This window comes from Streptomyces sp. NPDC127108 (assembly GCF_042677545.1).
Classification (GTDB): Bacteria; Actinomycetota; Actinomycetes; order Streptomycetales; family Streptomycetaceae; genus Streptomyces.
Map to the genome: position 1 here is coordinate 1 of NZ_JBHXTE010000020.1, position 19,607 is coordinate 19,607.

A 19,607-nucleotide genomic window follows, 5' to 3' on the forward strand; every position below is an offset into this window, starting at 1 on the left:
GTCCTCAAACGCCGGACGGGCTAGATGATGTGCGGGTGAAATTCAGCCCGTCCGGCGTTTGAGGACGAGCCGCGAAGCGGCGATTCGGCGGGGGCCCGGGGCAGAGCCCCGGTTTCGGGAAGGGGTGGGACTGGGGCGCCCCCGCGAGGCCTACGCCTCGTTCTCCGGCGGCGGCCCCGTGACCGGGCGCAGCCACAGCCAGGCCAGGAAGAACAGGCCGAGGGCAAGCATGCCGAGGCCGGTCCAGAGGTTGATGTTGATGCCCTCCGCCTTCTTGAGGTCGGCGTCGGACGCGGTGATCCCGGCGATGGTGACAATGACGCCGTAGACGACGAACAGGCCGCCGATGATGCGCCGGATGTCGAAGAGACGCGCGGCCGTCGCGGACTTCCGCTCCAGCTCGGAGACTTCCTTCTGCAGGTCGGACATGATTCCTCGGGATGTGAGTAGGAGGGGCCGGTTCAGAAGGGGCCGGTTCAGAACGAGTAGGGGATGTAGCACGCGGTGGCCAGCGCGAACGCACCCCACCCGAGCAACGCGGGCCGCCGGTACCAGGCGCCGTCACCCGGCTCGGCACCGTCGTCCTCCTTGCCGGGCGACGCCGTCCCGTACACGAGCCCGGCGAGCTCGGCCTCCGGCTTGGGCGCGGTGAAGAGGGTGACGAGGACCATGACGACCGCGCCGGCGACGAAGCCGACGATGGCGGAGACGAAGTTGGCGCCCTGGTCGGTGGGGATGTCGATGACGCCCTGCTTGTAGATCCAGAAGTAGTTGACCATCGCGGCGGTGGTGCCGGCGAGCAGCCCCCAGACGCCGGACTTCATGGAGGCCCGCTTCCAGAACATGCCGATGATGAAGACGACGAACATCGGGACGTTGAAGAAGGAGAAGAGAGTCTGGAGGTAGCCCATGATGTTCGAGAAGGACGAGGCGATGAAGGCGGTGCCGATGGAGGCGAAGACGCCGATCGCGGTGATGAGCCGCCCGAACTTCAGGTAGTAGCCGTCCTCGCGGCCCTTGACGACGTACTTGGCCCAGATGTCGTACGTGAAGACGGTGTTGAAGGACGACACGTTGGCCGCCATGCCCGCCATGAAGGCGGCGAGGAGACCGGTGACGGCGATGCCGAGCACGCCGTTGGGCAGCAACTCCTGCATCAGGTAGGGGATCGCGTCGTTGTAGGTGAGGTCCGATCCCGAGGTGCCGATCTTCGGCATGAGGACGGCGGCGACCAGGCCGGGGATCATCACCAGGAAGACGATGAAGATCTTGGGGAAGGCGGCGATGAGCGGCGTGCGCTGGGCGGCGGAGAGGTTCTTCGCGGAGAGGGCGCGCTGCACCTCGGCGAAGTTCGTCGTCCAGTAGCCGAAGGAGAGCACGAAGCCGAGGCCCAGGATGATGGTGAGCCAGTTGGCGCCGAGCGGGTTGGGGTCGCCGATGCCGGTGCCGCCCCAGGCGGTCATGAAGTTGTCGCCGTGCTGCTTCTCGATGGAGCCGGTGAGGCCGTCCCAGCCGCCGACCTTCTTCATGCCGATGACGCAGATCGGGATGAGCGCGGCGAGGATGACGAAGAACTGGAGCACTTCGTTGTAGATCGCCGAGGAGAGGCCGCCGATGGTGATGTAGGCGAGCACGAAGAACCCGGCGACGACGATGGCGACCCACTGCGGCCAGCCCAGCAGCGCCTCGACGACGATCGCGAGGGCGTAGAGGTTGACGCCCGCGATGAGCACGGCGGCGAAGGCGAAGAGCGCCGAGCTGAGCAGGTGGGCGGACTTGTCGAAGCGCTGGAGCAGGTACTCGGGGACCGAGCGGACCTTCGACCGGTAGTAGAACGGCATCATGACCAGGCCGAGGAAGACCATGGCCGGGATGGCGCCGATCCAGTACCAGTGGACGACCGCGACGCCGTACTGCGCGCCCGTGGCCGCCATGCCGAGGATCTCGGTGGCGCCGAGGTTGGCGGCGACGAAGGCGAGGCCGGTGACCCAGGCGGGCAGGGAGCGCCCGGAGAGGAAGAAGTCGAGGCTGGTCTTCACGGAGCGCCGGGCGGCGAATCCGATGCCGAGGACGACCACGAAGTAGATCGCCAGGATCGCGTAGTCCAGCCCGTTGGTGGGCAGCCGAAGCCCTTCGGCGAGGGTGATGTGCGCAGGGGACTGCATGTGAACTCGCTTCGTCGCGCGAACTGATCAGACCGGAACCTACGCCTCGCCCTTCAGTAAGTGAACAGTTCTGTTGATGTTCTTTGTTTGATTGTGATCGAGTCCATGATCGTTTTTCCTCGTGGATCATCGGGTGAGCTGGGCGAGGCAGGGCCGCCCGCGCAAGCGCCGTGGGCATTGACGAGCTTGTTGGCTTGTGGTTTGTTGTGTTCGGTTCTGTTGGCGGGCGGTGTAAGGAGCCCCGAACGTGAAGAAGACCTCGACTCGTCTCGCCGACGGTCGTGAGCTCATCTACTACGACGTGCGCGACGACGCCGTCCGCACGGCGGTCGACAGCAGGCCCCTGGACCCCGTCGCCACCACCTCCGAGGTCCGCCGCGACCCCCTCCTCGGCGACAGCGTCGCCATCGCCTCGCACCGCCAGGGCCGCACCTACCACCCCCCGGCCGACGAGTGCCCCCTGTGCCCCTCCACCGGCGGCCGCCGCACCGAGGTCCCCGACTCCTCGTACGACGTCGTGGTCTTCGAGAACCGCTTCCCCTCCCTCGCGGGCGACGCCGGCCGCTGCGAGGTGGTCTGCTTCACCCCCGACCACACCGCGTCCTTCGCCGACCTCACCGAGGAGCAGGCCGCCCTTGTCCTGGACGCCTGGACGGACCGCACCGCCGAGCTCTCGCACCTGCCGTCCGTCGCGCAGGTCTTCTGCTTCGAGAACCGGGGCGCGGAGATCGGCGTGACCCTCGGCCACCCGCACGGGCAGATCTACGCCTACCCCTTCGTCACCCCGCGCACGGCCCTGATGCTGCGCTCCCTGGCCGAGCACCACGCGGCCACCGAGGGCCGCAACCTCTTCGACGACGTCCTCGCCGAGGAGCGCGCCGGCGACCGCGTCGTCCTGGACGCCGAGCACTGGGTGGCCTTCGTGCCGCACGCCGCGCACTGGCCCTACGAGGTGCACCTCTACCCCAAGCGCCGCGTGCCCGACCTGCTCGGCCTCGACGACGCGGCTCGCACAGAGTTTCCCCAGGTCTATCTGGAACTGTTGCGGCGCTTCGACCGGATCTTCGGCGAGGGTGAGCGCGAGGGCGGCGCCGAGCCGCCGACGCCGTACATCGCGGCCTGGCACCAGGCCCCGTTCACGGCGCTGCCGGAGTACGAGGGCGTCAACCGCGACGACTTCGCGCTCCACCTCGAGCTTTTCACCATTCGCCGCACTTCGGGCAAGCTGAAGTTCCTCGCGGGTTCCGAATCCGGCATGAGTGTGTTCATCAACGATGTGCCGCCGGAGGCCGCGGCCCAGCGACTGCGAGAGGTAGCGAGTTGATGAGTGGGAAGTACCTGGTCACGGGTGGCGCCGGCTATGTCGGCAGTGTCGTCGCCCAGCATCTGATCGAGGCCGGGCACGAGGTGACGGTCCTCGACAACCTCTCCACCGGCTTCCGCGAGGGCGTGCCCGCGGGCGCGGCGTTCATCGAGGGCGACATCCGCGACGCCGCCAAGTGGCTGCACGTCGAGGGTGAGGCCCCGTACGACGCGGTGCTGCACTTCGCCGCCTTCTCGCAGGTCGGCGAGTCCGTCGTGAAGCCCGAGAAGTACTGGGACAACAACGTCGGCGGCACCATGGCGCTGCTCGCCGCGATGCGCGAGGCGGGCGTGCGCAAGCTGGTGTTCTCCTCGACGGCGGCGACGTACGGCGAGCCGGTGCACACCCCCATCACCGAGACCGACCCGACCGCCCCCACCTCCCCCTACGGCGCCTCCAAGCTGGCCGTCGACCACATGATCACCGGCGAGGCGGCGGCGCACGGACTCGGTGCCGTATCCCTTCGGTACTTCAACGTGGCGGGCGCGTACGGCAGTTGCGGCGAGCGGCACGACCCCGAGTCGCACCTCATCCCGCTCGTCCTCCAGGTCGCCCAGGGCAGGCGCGAGGCCATCTCCGTCTTCGGCGACGACTACCCGACGCCCGACGGCACCTGTGTGCGCGACTACATCCACGTCGCCGACCTCGCCGACGCCCACCTCCTCGCCCTGGACGCCGCGACGCCCGGCGAGCACCTGATCTGCAACCTGGGCAACGGCAACGGCTTCTCCGTGCGCGAGGTCATCGAGACCGTCCGCAAGGTCACCGGGCACCCGATCCCCGAGGTCGTGGCAGCGCGCCGCGGCGGCGACCCGGCGGTCCTCGTGGCCTCCGCCGCCACCGCCCGTGAGCGCCTCGGCTGGAACCCGTCCCGCGCGGACCTCGCGGGCATCGTCGCCGACGCCTGGGCCTTCGCCCAGCAGAGGGGGTAACCAGAAGATGTCCGCCGTCACGGAGCCGACCGCCGAACTCGTCGACACCTTCACCGCGTTGTACGGCCACGAGCCCGCCGGAGTCTGGGCGGCGCCGGGCCGCGTCAACCTCATCGGCGAGTACACGGACTTCAACGAGGGCTTCGTGATGCCCCTCGCGCTGCCCCACACCGCGGTCGCCGCGGTGGCCCGGCGCGACGACGGGATCCTGCGGCTGCACTCCGCGGACATCGAGGGCCCCGTCGTCGAGCTGGCGGTGGACTCCCTGACGCCGCTGTCCGACGGGGGCTGGGCCGCGTATCCGGCGGGCGTCGTCTGGGCGCTGCGGGACGCGGGCCACGCGGTCGGCGGCGCGGACCTGCACCTGGCGTCCACCGTCCCGACCGGCGCGGGCCTGTCCTCCTCCGCCGCCCTGGAGGTCGTCACCGCCCTGGCCCTGAACGACCTCTACGAACTGGGCCTCTCCCGCCGCGAGTTGGCCCTGCTCGCCCAGCGCGCCGAGAACGCCTTCGTCGGCGTGCCGTGCGGCGTCATGGACCAGATGGCGTCCGCGGCCTGCACGCCGGGGCACGTCCTGCACCTGGACTGCCGCGACCTGTCCGTGCGCCAGGTCCCCTTCGACCTGACCGCGGACGGCCTGACGCTCCTGGTCGTCGACACCCGCGTCAAGCACGCCCTCGGCGACGGGGCGTACGCGGAGCGGCGGGAGGGCTGCGAGGCGGGGGCGCGGGCACTGGGCGTCTCCCACCTCCGCGACGTGCCCTTCGTCGAACTCCCCGCCGCCCTCGACCGGTTGTCCGACGAGAAGGTGCGCCGCTACGTCCGGCACGTCGTCTCCGACGACCACCGCGTCGAGCGGGTCATCGCCCTCCTCGACGCCGGTGACGTGCGGGGCATCGGCCCCGTCCTCACCGAGGGCCACGCCTCGCTCCGGGACGACCTGCGCATCTCCTGCCCGGAGCTGGACCTCGTGGTGGAGTCGGCGTGCGCGGCCGGGGCGCTCGGGGCGCGGATGACCGGGGGCGGCTTCGGCGGCTCGGCGATCGTCCTGGCCGAGGCGGCGGACGCGGAGTCCCTCACGAAGTCGGTCGAGGAGGCGTTCGCGGCGGCCGGGTACGCGGCGCCGCGGGTGTTCCCGGCGGTGGCGTCGGCGGGAGCGCGCCGCGTATAGGCCTAGAGGCCTTGCTTGACGGGCTGCGACGCAGGTCACACCCGTCCGTGTCACATCCTCCGCCTTGCCTCCGTCATAGGTGTGTAGCCACGACAACGGCAGAGGAGCACGCCATGGAAGCCCGTCTGAACATGTTCGAGAACCCGACGGCGATGAAGTTCTGGAAGCACGTCATCGCGGCGAACAAGGTCCTCGCCGAGTCGACGGTCCCCGCCGCGACCCTCGAACTGGTGAAGATCCGCGCCAGCCAGATCAACGGCTGCGGCGGCTGCCTCGACATGCACACCAAGGACGCCGCGGCCGCCGGTGAGACCTCGCTGCGCCTCAACCTGATCGCCGCCTGGCGCGAGGCCAAGGTCTTCACCGACGCCGAGCGCGCCGCCCTGGAACTGACGGAACAGGGCACCCGCATCGCGGACGCGGCGGGCGGCGTCACCGACGAGGCCTGGGCGAACGCCGCCAAGCACTACGACGAGGAGCAACTCGCGGCGCTGGTGGGCCAGATCGCCCTCATCAACACCTTCAACCGCGGAAACGTCATCACCCAGCAGCCCGCGGGCGACTACGTACCGGGCCAGTACGCCTAGACCTTCAGTCCCGTCGGGGGCTCTCCGCCCCCGACGTGCTCCCCCTCCGCTCCCCCGCTCCGCTCGGCCCGGTCCAGCAACCCCGTCCGCGCGGCGAGCGCGGCGGCCTCGAGCCGGGACCCGACGCCGAGCTTCATCAGCACCCGCTGCACATGGGTCCGCGCCGTACTGGGCGCGATCCCCATCCCGGCGGCGATGAGCCGGGTGTCCTCCCCGTCGGCGACCCGTACGAGCACCTCCACCTCACGCGGAGTGAGCATCTGCAACAGCCGCTGCCCCTCGTCGTCCGGCTGGGCGGCGGGGTTCAGCAGCTCGCTGAAGGCGCCTTGGAGCAATTGGGGTGCGACGGCGGCTTCCCCGGCGCGCGCCTTCATGATGGCGCGCTCGACTCCTTCGATGCGCTCGTCATGACGTACGTATCCGGACGCGCCGGAGGCGAACGCCGCCGCGATCCCGCGGGGCGACGGCACGGGTCCGAGCACCACCACGGCGACCTGCGGCCGCTCCCGCTTGATCCGCACCACCGGGTCGAACATGCCCGGCTCGGCCGGGGTGGCCGTGCCCAGCAGGCACACCTCCGGCGCCCTGCTGATCACAAGCTCCGCCGCCCCGGCGGCGGGCGCCGCCGCGGCGAGCACCCGGTGCCCACGCAGCTTCAACGCCGAGGCGAGTGCCTCGGCGAGCAATCGGTGATCGTCGACCACCATGAGCCGCACACCCACAGCGCAACCCCCCAAAGTCCCCCACGGATTCCCCTAATGATCCCCCCACGGATCGGGGGCCCCGCCCCTTCATCCCCCGGAAGCTACACGCTTGTTCGACTTCGCGCTCCCCCTATCGTGCAGAAGCGGCCCGGAATGCCTCAATCACGGCCGTTCAGAAGCATGGACACGAGAGGGGCCCGGCATGCGCACCACGTGTCCAGCACGCGAGTACGGAGCGTGAACCGGAACAACGCGAACGGCCCCGCACTCGTTCGGGCGAGCGCGGGGCCGTGCGACCCTTCGGGGGCGGCTACTGGGTGGTGAAGCCCAGCGCGATGAACTCCTTGTCGTCCTTGGAGTACGGCTTGCTGATCAGCTTCTTGCCGAAGAACAGGTTGCCGCCGGTGTAGAGGAGTTCGTTGGACTTCGGGACCATGCCGCTGATGGCGCGGTTGACCGACTCGGTCGCGGGCGTCTGCAGGAGCGTGGTCTCCTTCATCGACTTGCCGTCGAGCGAGACGACCTTGGCGCCCTGCTTGTAGCTGCCGCCCTTGTACGCGAGGAGGTTGCCGCCGTCCATGCGGATCGGGAACATCTCGCCGTCGTCGCCCGCGTCGGCACGGTCACCGGTGGTCTTGCCGGTGGCCAGCGAGAACGCGATGATCTCGTTGGTGAAGCCGTAGTCGGAGCCGCCCGCGTCGTGCTGGCGCGTGGGCACGTACAGCTTGTCGTTGCCGACGACGATGGCGCTGCAGCTCGCCCACTTGTTGACCTCGCAGTCGTGCGAGTACTTGCCGTCCTCCAGCTTGATGCGGGCGCGCAGCTTGCCCGCGTTGCTCAGCGAGAAGACGTCCGTGGCGCCGCTGGCCGTGATCTCCTCGGTGTCCTGGCCGAAGACGATCGGGTTGGTCGAGATGATCTTGGCGTTGTCGACGCCGGCGGTCAGCGGATAGCTCCACTTGTCCTTGCCGGTCTTGGGGTCGAGGAGCTGGATCTTCAGCTTCTCGTCGCCGTAGCCGCCGCACTTGCGGACCGCGACGAGCTGGTCGCCGCCCGCGTAACCGGCGTCCTTGCACTCGTCGCCGATCTTCGGCTTCCACAGCAGCTTGCCGGACATGTCCCAGGCGGCACCGGTGCCGCCGGTGCCCGCGCCCGCGGCGACGGTGTCGCCGGAGATGGCGATCTCCTCGAACTCCACGGGGGAGCCGCTGCCGGTGACGCTCTCCGTCCACAGCTTCTTGCCGGACTTCAGGTCGACCGCGGAGACCTGGCTGCAGTCGGGGTACTTGTTCGCCTTGGTGGACTTGGCGTCCTTGTAGACGACCGCGGCGATGCCCTCGTCGGTGACCTCCTTGGAGACCGCGCAGGTCTCACCGGCCAGCGGGATCGTCCACTTCTGCTTGCCGGAGGCGGGGTCGTAGGCGATGAGGGCGTGGTCCTTGTCCTTGCCCGTGTAGCCGCTCTTGACGTACGTGTCGTCGGTGAGCCAGGAGCCCGCGACGCTCCAGACGGCGTCCTTGGGCACCGCGGGCGCCGGGACCTGGAAGCCGACCTTGGCGCTGGTGTTCGCCGGGACCTTCTCCTTGGCGGGGCCACCGGCGGCGGGCGGTCCGTCGGAGCCGCCCTTCTTGCCCTTGCCGCCCTTGCCGTCGCCGCCGTCGGCGCTGTTCTTCTTGTCGCCGTCCTTCTTCGAACCGGCGTAGATGACACCGCCGCCCACGATCAGGCCGATGGCCGCGACGGCCGCGACGATGATCAGCATCTGCTTGTTGGGCTTCTTGCCGCCACCGCCGCCGCCCGGCTGGGGCTGCATCGGCATGGTCGGCGGCTGCGGGAAGCCGTAGCCCTGCTGGCCGGGCTGCCCCGGGTAGCCGTAGCCGGGCTGCTGGCCCACGGCCGGGAAGGCCGCCTGCGTCGGCTGGGCGTAGGCGGGCGGCGGGGTGCCGGGCGCGGCGGGCGGCGGGGTCCCCGGGGCTCCGGGCGCCTGCGGGTAGCCCTGGTTCGGCTGGCCCTGCGGGGGCGGCGGAGGCGTCTGCGGGGCCGCGGGCGGGGCCGCCGGAGCCGCGGGCGGCGGGGTCTGCGGGGGCTGCGGCGCCTGCGGGTAGCCGTAGCCGGGCTGCGGGGGCGTCTGGGGAGCGCCGAACCCGCCCTGCGGGGGGTCCTGGGGGGCGCCGAACCCACCCTGCGGCGGCTGGTTGGGCGGCTGGGGCGGCTGTGTCATGACGTCTTTCCTTGGGGGGACGGTTGGGGTGACTGAGCGGTGGGGAGGGTCACTTGCCGTAGGCCAGCATCAGCTTCTCGCGGCCCTGGGCGGTGCCGGAGAGCCGGGTGGTGGAGAGGTAGAAGCGCCCGTCCACGTAGTCGACCGCCTTCGAGTAGAAGCCGTTCTCGATCTTCGACGTCCCCGCCGGGTTCTGCAGCAGCGTCTTCGGTGTGTGCGAGCCGCTGGTCCCGATGGACACGACGCGGCCGCCGGAGTCGTACGACGGCTCGACGTACGCCACCAGGTCGCCGCCCTGCGTCTTCATCGGCACCATCGAGGTGTCCAGCGGGGACTTCGCCCGCCAGGCCGCCTTGCCGCTCGCCAGGCTGATCGCGACGATCTGGTTGGCGCCGGAGGTCTTCTTGGTCGGCAGGTACAGGTACTTGTCGTCGGCGACGGCGCCGGAGCAGGCCTGCAGGTCACCGCCGAGGCCGCCCCAGCCGCACTCCGGCGCGAAGTCCTCGTTCACCTGGACCTCGGAGCGGGTCTTGCCGCTGCCGGACTTCAGCGTGGTGATGTTCCACTGCTTCTTGTCCTCGTTGGTGGCGTAGAGGACGGTGGGGCTGGTGGAGTAGACGTGCTCCAGGCGCCAGCCCTTGGGGAACTTCTTCGTCCACTGGATCTTGCCGGTCTTGGGGTCGAGCTCCACGACCTCGTCGTGCTCGGTGGGCGTGCTCGCCCCGCACGAGAACTTCATCAGCATGCGGTCGCCGCCGGTGAACCCGGCCGGGAAGCAGGTGCCCTCGTCCTTCTTCTCCGCGTCGAACAGCTTGTCGCCGTCGCTGAGGCTGTAGGCGGTGCCGGACTGGGAGCGGCCGACCATCAGCGTGTCGCCGGTGATGCTCAGCTCCAGGCCGATGGTGGAGTCGAAGAGACCTTTCTCCGTGGTCTGCTTCTGCCAGCCCTTCTTGCCCGTCTTCAGGTCGATGACCTGGAGCTGGTCGCACTTGGCGTTCTGCTTCAGACCGGCCTTGTACGCGACGACGATCTTGCCGTCGTCGCTGACCTGCGGCGTGGCCGCGCAGATCTCCTGCGGCAGCTCGATCGCGGTCCAGGCGGGCTTGCCGGAATCGACGTGGTAGGCGAGGAGTTCCTTGTACGCGGCCTTGACCGCGATGCCGTCCTCGACCCACATGCCGGGGGCCTCGGCGCCCTTGCCGGGGGCCTTGGGGGCCTCCTTGTACCAGAGGACCTTGGCCTCGCCGGCCTGGCGGCCCTCGTTGAGGTCCTCCTTGCCCGCGTGGCCGTCGCCGCTGCCGTCGCCCGGGTTGGCCGGGGCGGAGGCCTTGGGGTCCTTCTTCTTCGACTCGGACTTCTTCTTGCCGTCGTCACCGCCGGAGAACGCGAAGACGGCGCCGCCCGCGACCAGGAGGGCGGCCACGGCCGCCCCGATGATCACGGCGGTCTTGCCCTTGAAGGGCCCCTTGCCGCCGCTCGGGGGCGGGGTGTTGCCCGGGGCGCCGGTGGGCATCTGCTGCGGATAGCCGTAGCCCGGCTGCGTGGGCTGGCCGTAGGGGCCCGGCTGACCGGGCTGCGTGGGCTGACCGTAGGGTCCGGGCTGCTGGCCGTAGGGACCCGGCTGGCCCGGCTGCGTGGGCTGGCCGTACGGGCCGGGCTGCTGCGGCTGCGTGGGCTGACCGTAGGGTCCGGGCTGCTGCGGATAGCCGTACGGGCCTGACTGGCCGGGCTGCTGCTGCGGGTAGCCGTAGCCGGGCTGCGGGTTGGCGCCCTGCTGTGGATCCTGCGGAGCTCCGAAGCCGCCATGGGGCGGCTGGTTGGGCGGCTGAGTCATCAGCGCTTCCCCCTTCACTGATTTTTCGGCACGCCAAGCGGTGCTCAGGCTGCCCTTTCTATCACTCCGATCCAGCCATCACGGGTGCCGGTCCTGCCCCTGTTCCCAAGGGAGGACCGGCCTGTAATGCGTCCGTTACGGGAAACTCACGCATCCTCCGCGAGTTCCAGCCAACGCATCTCCAACTCCTCGCGCTCGCCGACAAGTTCGCGTAGCTCGGCGTCCCATTTCGCCACCTTTTCAAAGTCTGTGGCGTTATCGGCGATCTGCGCGTGCAGCTTGGTCTCCTTCTCGGAAATCTTGTCCAGCTGCCGTTCGATCTTCTGCAATTCCTTCTTCGCGGCGCGCGCGTCGGCGGCCGACACGCCCTTCGTCCCGTCCGGGACGGCGGCGGGCGCCGGGGCCGCCGGGGCCGCGGCCTCCGCCATCCGGTTCCTGCGCTCCAGGTACTCGTCGATGCCGCGCGGCAGCATCCGCATCGTCGCGTCACCCATGAGAGCGAACACCCGGTCCGTGGTGCGCTCGACGAAGAACCGGTCGTGGGAGATCACCACCATCGAGCCGGGCCACCCGTCGAGCACGTCCTCCAGCTGCGTCAGCGTCTCGATGTCGAGGTCGTTGGTGGGCTCGTCGAGGAAGAGGACGTTCGGCTCGTCCATGAGCAGGCGCAGGAGCTGCAGCCGCCGCCGCTCACCGCCGGACAGGTCCCCGACGGGCGTCCACTGCTTCTCCTTGCCGAACCCGAAGGTCTCGCACAGCTGCCCCGCGGTCATCTCCCGGCCCTTGCCGAGGTCGACCCGCTCCCGCACCTGCTGCACGGCCTCGAGGACCCGCAGCGTCGGCTTCAGCTCGGCGACCTCCTGCGAGAGGTAGGCCAGCTTGACGGTCTTGCCGACCACCACGCGACCCGCGGCGGGCTGCGTGTCACCGGCCGACCGGGCCGCGTCCGCCATGGCGCGCAGGAGCGAGGTCTTGCCCGCGCCGTTCACGCCCACCAGGCCGATGCGGTCGCCGGGGCCGAGCTGCCAGGTCAGATGCTTGAGCAGCAGCTTCGGCCCGGCCTGGACGCTCACGTCCTCCAGGTCGAAGACCGTCTTGCCGAGCCGGGTGGTGGCGAACTTCATCAGCTCGCTGGTGTCCCGGGGCGGCGGCACGTCCTTGATCAGCTCGTTGGCCGCCTCCACCCGGAACCGGGGCTTGGACGTCCGCGCCGGGGCGCCGCGCCGCAGCCACGCCAGCTCCTTGCGGACCAGGTTCTGCCGCTTGGCCTCCTCGGTGGCGGCGATGCGCTCGCGCTCGGCACGCGCGAACACGTAGTCGGAGTACCCGCCCTCGTACTCGTAGACCGTGCCCTTCTGCACGTCCCACATGCGGGTGCAGACCTGGTCCAGGAACCAGCGGTCGTGCGTCACGCACACGAGGGCCGAGCGGCGCTCGCGCAGGTGCCGCGCGAGCCACGCGATGCCCTCCACGTCGAGGTGGTTGGTCGGCTCGTCGAGGACGATCAGGTCCTGCTCGGCGATCAGGAGCTGCGCGAGCGCGATGCGCCGCCGCTCACCGCCGGAGAGCGGGCCGATGACGGTGTCGAGGCCCTGCGGGAACCCCGGCAGGTCGAGCCCGCCGAAAAGACCCGTGAGCACGTCCCTGATCTTGGCGTTGCCCGCCCACTCGTGGTCGGCGAGGTCACCGATGACCTCGTGCCGCACGGTGGCCTTCGGGTCGAGGGAGTCGTGCTGCGTGAGCACCCCGATCCGCAGCCCGCCGCTGTGCGTGACGCGCCCGGTGTCGGCCTCCTCCAGCTTGGCCAGCATCCGGATGAGGGTGGTCTTGCCGTCGCCGTTCCGCCCGACGACGCCGATCCGGTCCCCCTCGGAGACGCCGAGCGAGACGCCGTCGAGCAGGGCGCGGGTGCCGTACACCTTGCTGACGTTTTCGACATTGACCAGGTTGACGGCCATTTCACTCCTGACGAGGGGGTGGATCAGCCTTCAAGGGTAGGGCGTGGCCCCGGGAAGGCGGCGCGGGGTCGAACGGTCACTCGATGTGATGACGTGATCGGAAGCGGGTCGCTACCGTGGAAGGGCAGGCCGCAGAATCCCGCGCATGGGAGGAACCACCGTGACCGCCGAGCCGATCTCCGAGGCCGCCGAGCCCGCGTCCGAGCCGAAGCACCAGTGGGTGATGCCACCGGTCGACGGCTGGACCGTGGACGACCTGCGCACCTTGCCCGGCCTCCCGCCGCACACCGAGATGATCGACGGGAGCTTGGTCTTCGTGACCCCGCAGCGCGCCTTCCACAACCTCATGATCCGTCGGCTCACCGACGGCCTGCTCGCCAGCGTGCCCCCGGAGTACGACGTCTTCAACGAGATGACCGTCGTCATCGATCGCAAGAACGGGCCCGAACCGGACGTGCTCGTCGTCCGCGGGGAGGCGTTCCAGGGCCTCAGGCAGACCTCCTTCGACGTCGCCGACGTGCTGCTCGCTGTCGAAGTCGTCTCGCCCGACTCCGAGTCCCGGGACCGCGACACCAAGCCGCACAAGTACGCGGCGGCCGGGATCAAGCACTACTGGCTTGCCGAGATGGAAGGCGAAGACGATCACTCGGTCGTCCGTGTCTACGAACTCGACCCGGTCACCCGCAAGTACGTCGGAGGCGACAGCTACCGCGACCGGCTCAAGCTCGTCGCCCCGTTCAGCATCGACATCGACCTGACCGCCCTCCACAAGCGGTAGAGGACGGATCAGACGACGGTCGCCCCCACCGCCGGCCCCACGGCCACCCGCGCCCCCCGGCACGTCCCCGACCCCCGCAGCGCCGCCGCCACCCGCTCCGCCGACTCCGCGTCCTTCACCAGGAACGCCGTCGTCGGCCCCGAGCCGGACACGATGCCCGCGAGGGCGCCCGCCTCCGTGCCCGCCTTCAGGGTGTCGGTGAGGGCGGGGAAGAGGGAGAGCGCGGCGGGCTGGAGGTCGTTGGTCAGGGCCTCGGCGAGGGCGGTCGCGTCACCCGTGCGCAAGGCGTCGAGCAGCGCGGGGGACGCCGCGGGCGCCGGGGCGTCCGGCGTGAGGCGGTCGAACTCGCGGTAGACGGCGGGCGTGGAGAGGCCGCCGTCGGCGGCGGCGAACACCCAGTGGAAGGTGCCGCCGACGGCCAGCTCGGCCAGCTTCTCGCCGCGCCCGGTGCCGAGGGCCGCGCCGCCGACCAGGCTGAACGGCACGTCGCTGCCCAACTCGGCGCAGATGTCGAGAAGTTCGTCCCGCGAGGCTCCCGTCCCCCACAGCGCGTCGCACGCCACCAGGGCACCCGCCGCGTCGGCGCTGCCGCCCGCCATGCCGCCCGCGACGGGGATGTCCTTGGCGATGTGGATGTGCACGTCGGCCCGGCGGCCGTACCGCGCGGCCAGCGCCTCGGCCGCGCGCGCCGCCAGGTTCGTCCGGTCCAGGGGCACCTGGTCCGCGCCCGGCCCCTCGCAGGTCACCCGCAGCTCGTCCGCCGGGGTCACCGTGACCTCGTCGTACAGGCCGACGGCGAGGAAGACGTTGGCGAGGTCGTGGAAGCCGTCGGGGCGGGCCGGGCCCACCGCCAGTTGCACGTTGACCTTCGCGGGCACCCGTACGGTGACGCTCACTGCGCCGCCCCCTCCTTGTGTGCGTCGCCCTTGTCCGCGTCGCTCTCGTCCGTGTCCTTGTACGCGTCCTTGTGCTCGGCGATCCGCGCGAACTCCTCGACCGTCAGGGACTCGCCCCGCGCCTGCGGCGAGACGCCCGCCGCGACCAGCGCCGCCTCGGCCGCCGCGGCGGAGCCCGCCCAGCCCGCGAGGGCCGCGCGCAGCGTCTTCCTGCGCTGGGCGAAGGCCGCGTCGACGACGGCGAACACCTCCCGCTTGGACGCGGTGGTCTTCAGCGGCTCGGCGCGGCGCACCAGCGACACCAGGCCCGAGTCGACGTTCGGGGCGGGCCAGAACACATTGCGGCCGATGGCGCCCGCGCGCTTGACCTCGGCGTACCAGTTGGCCTTCACCGACGGGACGCCGTAGACCTTCGAGCCGGGGTCGGCGGCGAGGCGGTCGGCGACCTCCGCCTGCACCATCACCAGCGTGCGCTCGATGGTGGGGAAGGTGTCCAGCATGTGCAGCAGGACCGGTACGGCGACGTTGTACGGGAGGTTCGCGACCAGGGCCGTCGGGGCCGGGCCCGGGAGTTCCCGGACGAGCATGGCGTCGCTGTGGACCAGGTCGAAGGAGGGCGCCTTCCGCGGGATGCGGGCCTGAACCGTCGCCGGGAGGGCCGCGGCGAGCACGTCGTCGATCTCCACAGCGGTCACGTGGGACGCGGTCTCCAGGAGGGCCAGGGTCAGCGAGCCGAGGCCCGGGCCGACCTCGACGACGACGTCGTCCGGGCCGACGTCCGCGGTGCGGACGATGCGGCGGACCGTGTTCGCGTCGATGACGAAGTTCTGGCCGCGCTGCTTGGTCGGGCGTACGCCGAGGGTCGCGGCGAGGTCGCGGATGTCGGCGGGGCCGAGGAGGGGGCCTTGGTCGGTGGTGCTCACCGCCCCAGGGTAGCCCTGGGTCCGCCGCTCACCTGTCCGTGCGGTTGCCCCGGGGGCTCGCTGCCCCCGCCCCCGCCGGGCCGGTCGGCCTGCGCCCGCCCCCGCTCATGGGGCTCCGCCCCTGTCCCCCGCCATCGGCGCTCCGCGCCTCGTCCTCAAACTCCCCCAAGCTCTTAAGGAGCAGGGGGGGACCCCCACGACGGGCTGACATGCCCACCGTCGGCCTCGGCTCGCCCCGAGCAGCTGAAGTGCCCAGCGTCAACCTTGGCCCACCCCGACCAGCCGAAATACCCACCGTCGACCTTGACCCACCCCAAGCAGCCGAAATGCCCACCGGCGGCCTTGGCTCGCCCCGAGCGCCGGGCGGGACCCGCTCTCCCCGGGTGTCGGGCGGGCCGCGATCCCGCCCGCCGGCCTCGCCCGCAGCCCCCGCTCTCATCCCCCACCCACTCACCCCAGCGACGCCGAACAACCGGACGCGGCACCGGAAGCCCGGACCGGCCGCAGGGGCGGTGCGGGATGGCCCTGGTTCCGGCCCGAAGCCTGCCGGTTCCAGTAAACGGGCGGGCGGGTGGGAGAGATCCGCCGCGGAGCGGCGGGGCAGGGTGCTGGTTGCTCCAGTAGCACGTCAGAGGCGGCGGCCGCAGTGGGGCCAGGGGCTGGCGCCGCGTTGGACGTAGAGCTTCTTCGCGCGGTGGGTCTGTTCGGCGGCGGGGGCGTCCTGGGGACGGCCCGCGCCGCCGAGGGACTGCCAGGTCTGGGTGTCGAACTGGTAGAGCCCGCCGTACGTGCCGGAGGGGTCGACGGCCCCGGGCCGCCCGCCGGACTCACAGGCGGCGAGGGCCCCCCAGTCGAGGCCCTCGGCCCCGGCGACGGCGGTCGGCACGACCTTCGTGCCGACCTTCACGATCCGCGTCTGCGGCTCCCGCACCACCTCGCTCCGCAACCGCTTCGGCTTCTGCTTCACGCCGTTGACGGTGCGTACCGAGTAGGTGATCCGCCGCGCGCCCTCCCGCCCGGCCTGCGCCACGACCTCCGTGCCGCGCGGCAGCGACGCGTCCTCGGTCTTGCGGACGTCGAACGGGATCGGCTCCTCGCGGACCTCCTTGCGGCCGGAGATCCGCATGACGGTGACGGTCTGCCCGTCGCGCGGGAAGCTGCCGGGCGGCACGGAGGTGGTGTCGGAGCCGCGCAGGGTCACCCCGGACTCCTCGACGGCCTCGCCGACGGTCGCGGCGTTCGTACGGATGGTCCTGGACCGCCCGTCGGCCATGATCGTCACGGTGCGTTCGGTACGGACGTCCAGGTCGAGCCCTTCGCGGGCGATGCGCTTGCTGCGCGAGGCCGACAGATAGGCCCCCTCGGCGCGCACCCCGAGCTGTTGGAGCGCCCCGTCGACGGTGCGGGCGGTCGTCCAGACCTCCCGGCGGTGGCCGTCGAGGGTGAGCTGGACGGGCCGGCCGTAGCGGACGGCGATCTCGTCGCCGCTGGCGAGGGCGGTGGCGGTGGTGGGGGCGACGATGTCGTGCGCGCCGACGTCCACGCCCTCGTCGGCGAGGAGTTCGCCCACGTCGTCGGCGAAGGTGTGCAGGGTGCGCGCCTTGCCGTCGACGGTGAGCTGGACGGCCTTGTCGTTGGCGACGAAGGCGGAGGTGCCGCCCGCGAGGAACGCGACGACCAGCGCCTGCGGCACGAGCCTGCGCAGGCCGTCGGGCCGCTCGGCGGTCCGCTTGCGCCGGGCCCCGCGCCGCGCCCCGGCCCGCCCGTCACCGGCCGCCTCACCGTCGGCGATCTCGCCGTCGAGCACCTCGCCGCCGCCCGCCTCGCCGCCGACGGCCTGGCCCCCCTCGCCCCCGGCCGCCCCGTCGGCAAACACCTCGTCGTCGAACGCCACGTCCCCGGCCACCCCTTCGCCGGCCCCCCGGCTCTCCCACCCGTCCGCCACCCCCGCGTACCCCCGCGCACCCGAGTGCGGATACCCGTACGCGCCCCCGTCCGGGGCCACCGGCGGATCGACCGCGAAGCCGCCCCCGGCGAACGCGTCCGGCGTGAACGCCCGCGTCGGCAGCTCGTCCACGACGGTGCCGCCCGCCCCGAAGACCTGCGTGGGCACCCCGTTCCCCGCGAACCCCTCGGCCCGGTCGAACGCGTCCGCCGCGCTGAACTCCGCGGCGGTGAACACCTGCGTCGCGGGCCGGAACGGGTCGTACACGTCGTAGGCGTCGTACGAACCGTGCGGCCCGTGCGGCGCGTACTGCTGCGGCTGCTCATACGTCTCGTACTGCGGTTTGCTCACGACGACGCTCCAGCTGACAAGTGACGACTGACAAGCCAAGTGCAGATCGGCTTGCAGAACCTAGCGGAGGCGCCGTCACTCTCCAAAGCAGGGTGACTACTCTGTGTCGCTGTGTTGACCCGAGCTGTCAGGCCCGGGAAACCTTCGGTCGTTATCGATCAGTAATCAAAGGCGCGGGCCGTGTTCGAGGAGATCGCCGCGGCCATGGCGTCCTCGTCGATGCCCCGGACCTCCGCCATGGCGCGGAGCGTGACCGGAATGAGATAGGGGGCGTTGGGCCGTCCGCGGTACGGGGCGGGGGTCAGGAAGGGAGCGTCGGTCTCGACGAGGACGAGCTCCAGCGGGGCGACGGCGAGCGCGTCGCGCAAGGGCTGGGCGTTCTTGAAGGTGACGTTGCCCGCGAAGGACATGAAGTAGCCGTGTTCCGCGCAGACCCGGGCCATGGCGGCGTCGCCGGAGTAGCAGTGGAAGACGGTGCGCTCGGGGGCGCCCTCCTCCTTCAGGACCCGCAACACGTCCTCGTGGGCCTCGCGGTCGTGGATGACCAGGGCCTTGCCGTGCCGCTTGGCGATCTCGATGTGGGCGCGGAAGGAGCGCTCCTGGGCGGCCTTGCCCTCGGGGCCCGTGCGGAAGTAGTCGAGGCCGGTCTCGCCGACGCCCTTCACGTGCGCGAGGGCGGCGAGCCGGTCGATCTCGGCGAGGGCCTCGTCGAGGGCGCCCTCGCCCCCGGCGGGGCGGGCGCCCTGGCGCGACCAGCCGTCGGGGTCGCCGTGCACGATCCGCGGCGCCTCGTTCGGGTGCAGGGCCACGGCCGCGTGCACCGCCGGGTGCGCGGCCGCGGTGTCGGCGGCCCAGCGCGAGCCCGCCACGTCGCAGCCGACCTGCACGACCGTCGTCACGCCCACCTCGGCCGCCTTGGCGAGGGCGCCCTCGACGGTGCCGTCCTGCATGTCGAGGTGGGTGTGGGAGTCGGCGACCGGCACTCGCAGCGGCTCGGGCTGCGGCGGTGCGGCGTTCTTGTCGGCAGGCATGCGCCGATCGTACGAAGCCCTGCGGGGCTTCCCCAATCCCGCCCCTTCCCGAACCGGGGGCTGCGCCCCCGGACCCCCGCTATCGGCGCTTCGCGCCTCGTCCTCAAACGCCGGACGGGCTGAATCTCTCAGCCCCGGGGCGCCCCGCGAAGGTCAGCCCGCCTTGCGGTGGTGGAAGGGGTGCAGCAGGTCCGACAGGTGCCAGTGGTGATGCTTGGGCTCGGCGGCCGACTCGTCGGCGGACGCGGCACCCTCGGCGGCGGCAGCCTTCCCGCCCCGGGCCACGCCCTGGGCGGCCTGCCGGTGATGCAGGGACTCGAGTGCCGACCGCACCGAGGACACCTGACCCGCCCGCATGATGCGCACCACGTGCCCGCCGCAGTTCAGGCAGGTCGGCCGGGTCAGCGGCGACGGCACCCGCTGGCCGTCGGCCACGTACATCACGAATTCCTGGCCCTTGCCGTCGACGTGGTGCTCTATCTCGTACGACTGCTCCCAGCCGTGCCCGCAGCGCATGCAGGCGAAGGCGTAGGACTCATGGACGACATTGACAGCCGCGGTGGTGCGGTGACCGGTGTCTGCGATCTCACTCATGCCAGCTCCTCTTGTCCGCTGGACAAGCACCGCCGACCGGGATCTTTCCGGACCCGGTCCGACAGTGTGGGACGGGTGCGCCCCTGGAACCAGTGGACGCCTTTCCCGAAGCGAGCGCATCAGACCTGTCGACTGTTGGGCGCGATTTGGCCTT

Annotated in this window: 16 protein-coding genes; 5 read left to right on the top strand and 11 right to left on the bottom strand. The window is 71.2% G+C overall.

Annotated features, from left to right (window positions below; translation table 11 throughout):
• Positions 1-150: 150 nt before the first annotated feature.
• Entirely contained in the window at positions 151-429 is a 279-nt protein-coding gene (locus tag ACFVHO_RS18260) for a hypothetical protein (RefSeq protein ID WP_385715170.1), read from the bottom strand.
• Between the two features lie 47 nt (positions 430-476).
• Positions 477-2,165 carry a sodium:solute symporter family protein gene (locus ACFVHO_RS18265; RefSeq protein ID WP_385715173.1) on the bottom strand — a complete coding sequence of 563 codons (1,689 nt, stop codon included), beginning with the start codon at positions 2,163-2,165 and terminating at the stop codon, positions 477-479.
• A 247-nt stretch (positions 2,166-2,412) separates the two neighbouring features.
• Between ACFVHO_RS18265 and galT the strand changes: the two genes are divergently transcribed.
• The 4 genes from galT to ACFVHO_RS18285 all read left to right on the top strand — a co-directional run bounded on the left by galT (position 2,413) and on the right by ACFVHO_RS18285 (position 6,218).
• Entirely contained in the window at positions 2,413-3,489 is a 1,077-nt protein-coding gene (galT, locus tag ACFVHO_RS18270) for a galactose-1-phosphate uridylyltransferase (RefSeq protein ID WP_385715176.1), read from the top strand.
• Positions 3,489-4,460, top strand: a complete 972-nt coding sequence (galE, locus tag ACFVHO_RS18275) for a UDP-glucose 4-epimerase GalE (protein WP_385715179.1) — start codon at positions 3,489-3,491, stop codon at positions 4,458-4,460. Before galT ends, galE begins: the two co-directional genes overlap by 1 nt.
• Positions 4,461-4,467: 7 nt before the next feature.
• Positions 4,468-5,631: a galactokinase gene (gene galK, locus ACFVHO_RS18280; protein ID WP_385715182.1), complete on the top strand. Its 1,164-nt coding sequence runs from the start codon at positions 4,468-4,470 to the stop codon at positions 5,629-5,631.
• A 113-nt stretch (positions 5,632-5,744) separates the two neighbouring features.
• Positions 5,745-6,218, top strand: coding sequence for a carboxymuconolactone decarboxylase family protein (locus tag ACFVHO_RS18285; protein ID WP_385715185.1), 474 nt, complete (start codon positions 5,745-5,747; stop codon positions 6,216-6,218).
• Here the strand turns inward: ACFVHO_RS18285 and ACFVHO_RS18290 are convergent.
• The 4 genes from ACFVHO_RS18290 to ACFVHO_RS18305 form a co-directional block, all read right to left on the bottom strand.
• Positions 6,215-6,925, bottom strand: a complete 711-nt coding sequence (locus ACFVHO_RS18290) for a LuxR C-terminal-related transcriptional regulator (protein WP_385715188.1) — start codon at positions 6,923-6,925, stop codon at positions 6,215-6,217. The two genes, ACFVHO_RS18285 and ACFVHO_RS18290, sit on opposite strands and share 4 nt — an antisense overlap.
• A gap of 307 nt (positions 6,926-7,232) precedes the next feature.
• On the bottom strand, positions 7,233-9,143 hold the full coding sequence (locus ACFVHO_RS18295; protein ID WP_385715191.1) for a PQQ-binding-like beta-propeller repeat protein: 1,911 nt from the start codon (positions 9,141-9,143) through the stop codon (positions 7,233-7,235).
• Between the two features lie 49 nt (positions 9,144-9,192).
• The gene (locus tag ACFVHO_RS18300; protein ID WP_385715194.1) at positions 9,193-10,977 is read right to left on the bottom strand and encodes a PQQ-binding-like beta-propeller repeat protein; all 1,785 of its coding nucleotides are present in this window, start codon (positions 10,975-10,977) and stop codon (positions 9,193-9,195) included.
• Between the two features lie 146 nt (positions 10,978-11,123).
• Positions 11,124-12,935, bottom strand: coding sequence for an ABC-F family ATP-binding cassette domain-containing protein (locus tag ACFVHO_RS18305; protein ID WP_385715197.1), 1,812 nt, complete (start codon positions 12,933-12,935; stop codon positions 11,124-11,126).
• A 145-nt stretch (positions 12,936-13,080) separates the two neighbouring features.
• On the opposite strand from ACFVHO_RS18305, the gene ACFVHO_RS18310 reads away from it, so the two are divergent.
• On the top strand, positions 13,081-13,713 hold the full coding sequence (locus ACFVHO_RS18310) for a Uma2 family endonuclease (protein WP_385715200.1): 633 nt from the start codon (positions 13,081-13,083) through the stop codon (positions 13,711-13,713).
• Positions 13,714-13,721: 8 nt separating this feature from the next.
• On the opposite strand, the gene ACFVHO_RS18315 is transcribed toward ACFVHO_RS18310, so the two are convergent.
• From ACFVHO_RS18315 to ACFVHO_RS18335, 5 genes are all read right to left on the bottom strand, one after another.
• Positions 13,722-14,609 carry a 4-(cytidine 5'-diphospho)-2-C-methyl-D-erythritol kinase gene (locus ACFVHO_RS18315; RefSeq protein ID WP_385715203.1) on the bottom strand — a complete coding sequence of 296 codons (888 nt, stop codon included), beginning with the start codon at positions 14,607-14,609 and terminating at the stop codon, positions 13,722-13,724.
• Positions 14,606-15,532, bottom strand: coding sequence for a 16S rRNA (adenine(1518)-N(6)/adenine(1519)-N(6))-dimethyltransferase RsmA (gene rsmA / locus ACFVHO_RS18320; RefSeq protein WP_385715205.1), 927 nt, complete (start codon positions 15,530-15,532; stop codon positions 14,606-14,608). Before rsmA ends, ACFVHO_RS18315 begins: the two co-directional genes overlap by 4 nt.
• Before the next feature lie 628 nt (positions 15,533-16,160).
• On the bottom strand, positions 16,161-17,828 hold the full coding sequence (locus ACFVHO_RS18325; RefSeq protein WP_385715208.1) for a ubiquitin-like domain-containing protein: 1,668 nt from the start codon (positions 17,826-17,828) through the stop codon (positions 16,161-16,163).
• 158 nt (positions 17,829-17,986) lie between these two features.
• Positions 17,987-18,859 (bottom strand): TatD family hydrolase, encoded by an 873-nt coding sequence (locus ACFVHO_RS18330; RefSeq protein ID WP_385715211.1) that lies wholly within the window; start codon positions 18,857-18,859, stop codon positions 17,987-17,989.
• A gap of 153 nt (positions 18,860-19,012) precedes the next feature.
• On the bottom strand, positions 19,013-19,453 hold the full coding sequence (locus ACFVHO_RS18335) for a hypothetical protein (RefSeq protein WP_385715214.1): 441 nt from the start codon (positions 19,451-19,453) through the stop codon (positions 19,013-19,015).
• Positions 19,454-19,607 lie beyond the last annotated feature (154 nt).

Coding starts and splice junctions, on each gene's coding strand:
- ACFVHO_RS18260 (WP_385715170.1), bottom strand. CDS start 429: ATGTCCGACCTGCAGAAGGAAGTCTCCGAGCTGGAGCGGAAGTCCGCG.
- ACFVHO_RS18265 (WP_385715173.1), bottom strand. CDS start 2,165: ATGCAGTCCCCTGCGCACATCACCCTCGCCGAAGGGCTTCGGCTGCCC.
- galE (WP_385715179.1), top strand. CDS start 3,489: ATGAGTGGGAAGTACCTGGTCACGGGTGGCGCCGGCTATGTCGGCAGT.
- galK (WP_385715182.1), top strand. CDS start 4,468: ATGTCCGCCGTCACGGAGCCGACCGCCGAACTCGTCGACACCTTCACC.
- ACFVHO_RS18285 (WP_385715185.1), top strand. CDS start 5,745: ATGGAAGCCCGTCTGAACATGTTCGAGAACCCGACGGCGATGAAGTTC.
- ACFVHO_RS18290 (WP_385715188.1), bottom strand. CDS start 6,925: ATGGTGGTCGACGATCACCGATTGCTCGCCGAGGCACTCGCCTCGGCG.
- ACFVHO_RS18295 (WP_385715191.1), bottom strand. CDS start 9,143: ATGACACAGCCGCCCCAGCCGCCCAACCAGCCGCCGCAGGGTGGGTTC.
- ACFVHO_RS18300 (WP_385715194.1), bottom strand. CDS start 10,977: ATGACTCAGCCGCCCAACCAGCCGCCCCATGGCGGCTTCGGAGCTCCG.
- ACFVHO_RS18305 (WP_385715197.1), bottom strand. CDS start 12,935: ATGGCCGTCAACCTGGTCAATGTCGAAAACGTCAGCAAGGTGTACGGC.
- ACFVHO_RS18310 (WP_385715200.1), top strand. CDS start 13,081: ATGGGAGGAACCACCGTGACCGCCGAGCCGATCTCCGAGGCCGCCGAG.
- ACFVHO_RS18330 (WP_385715211.1), bottom strand. CDS start 18,859: ATGCCTGCCGACAAGAACGCCGCACCGCCGCAGCCCGAGCCGCTGCGA.
- ACFVHO_RS18335 (WP_385715214.1), bottom strand. CDS start 19,453: ATGAGTGAGATCGCAGACACCGGTCACCGCACCACCGCGGCTGTCAAT.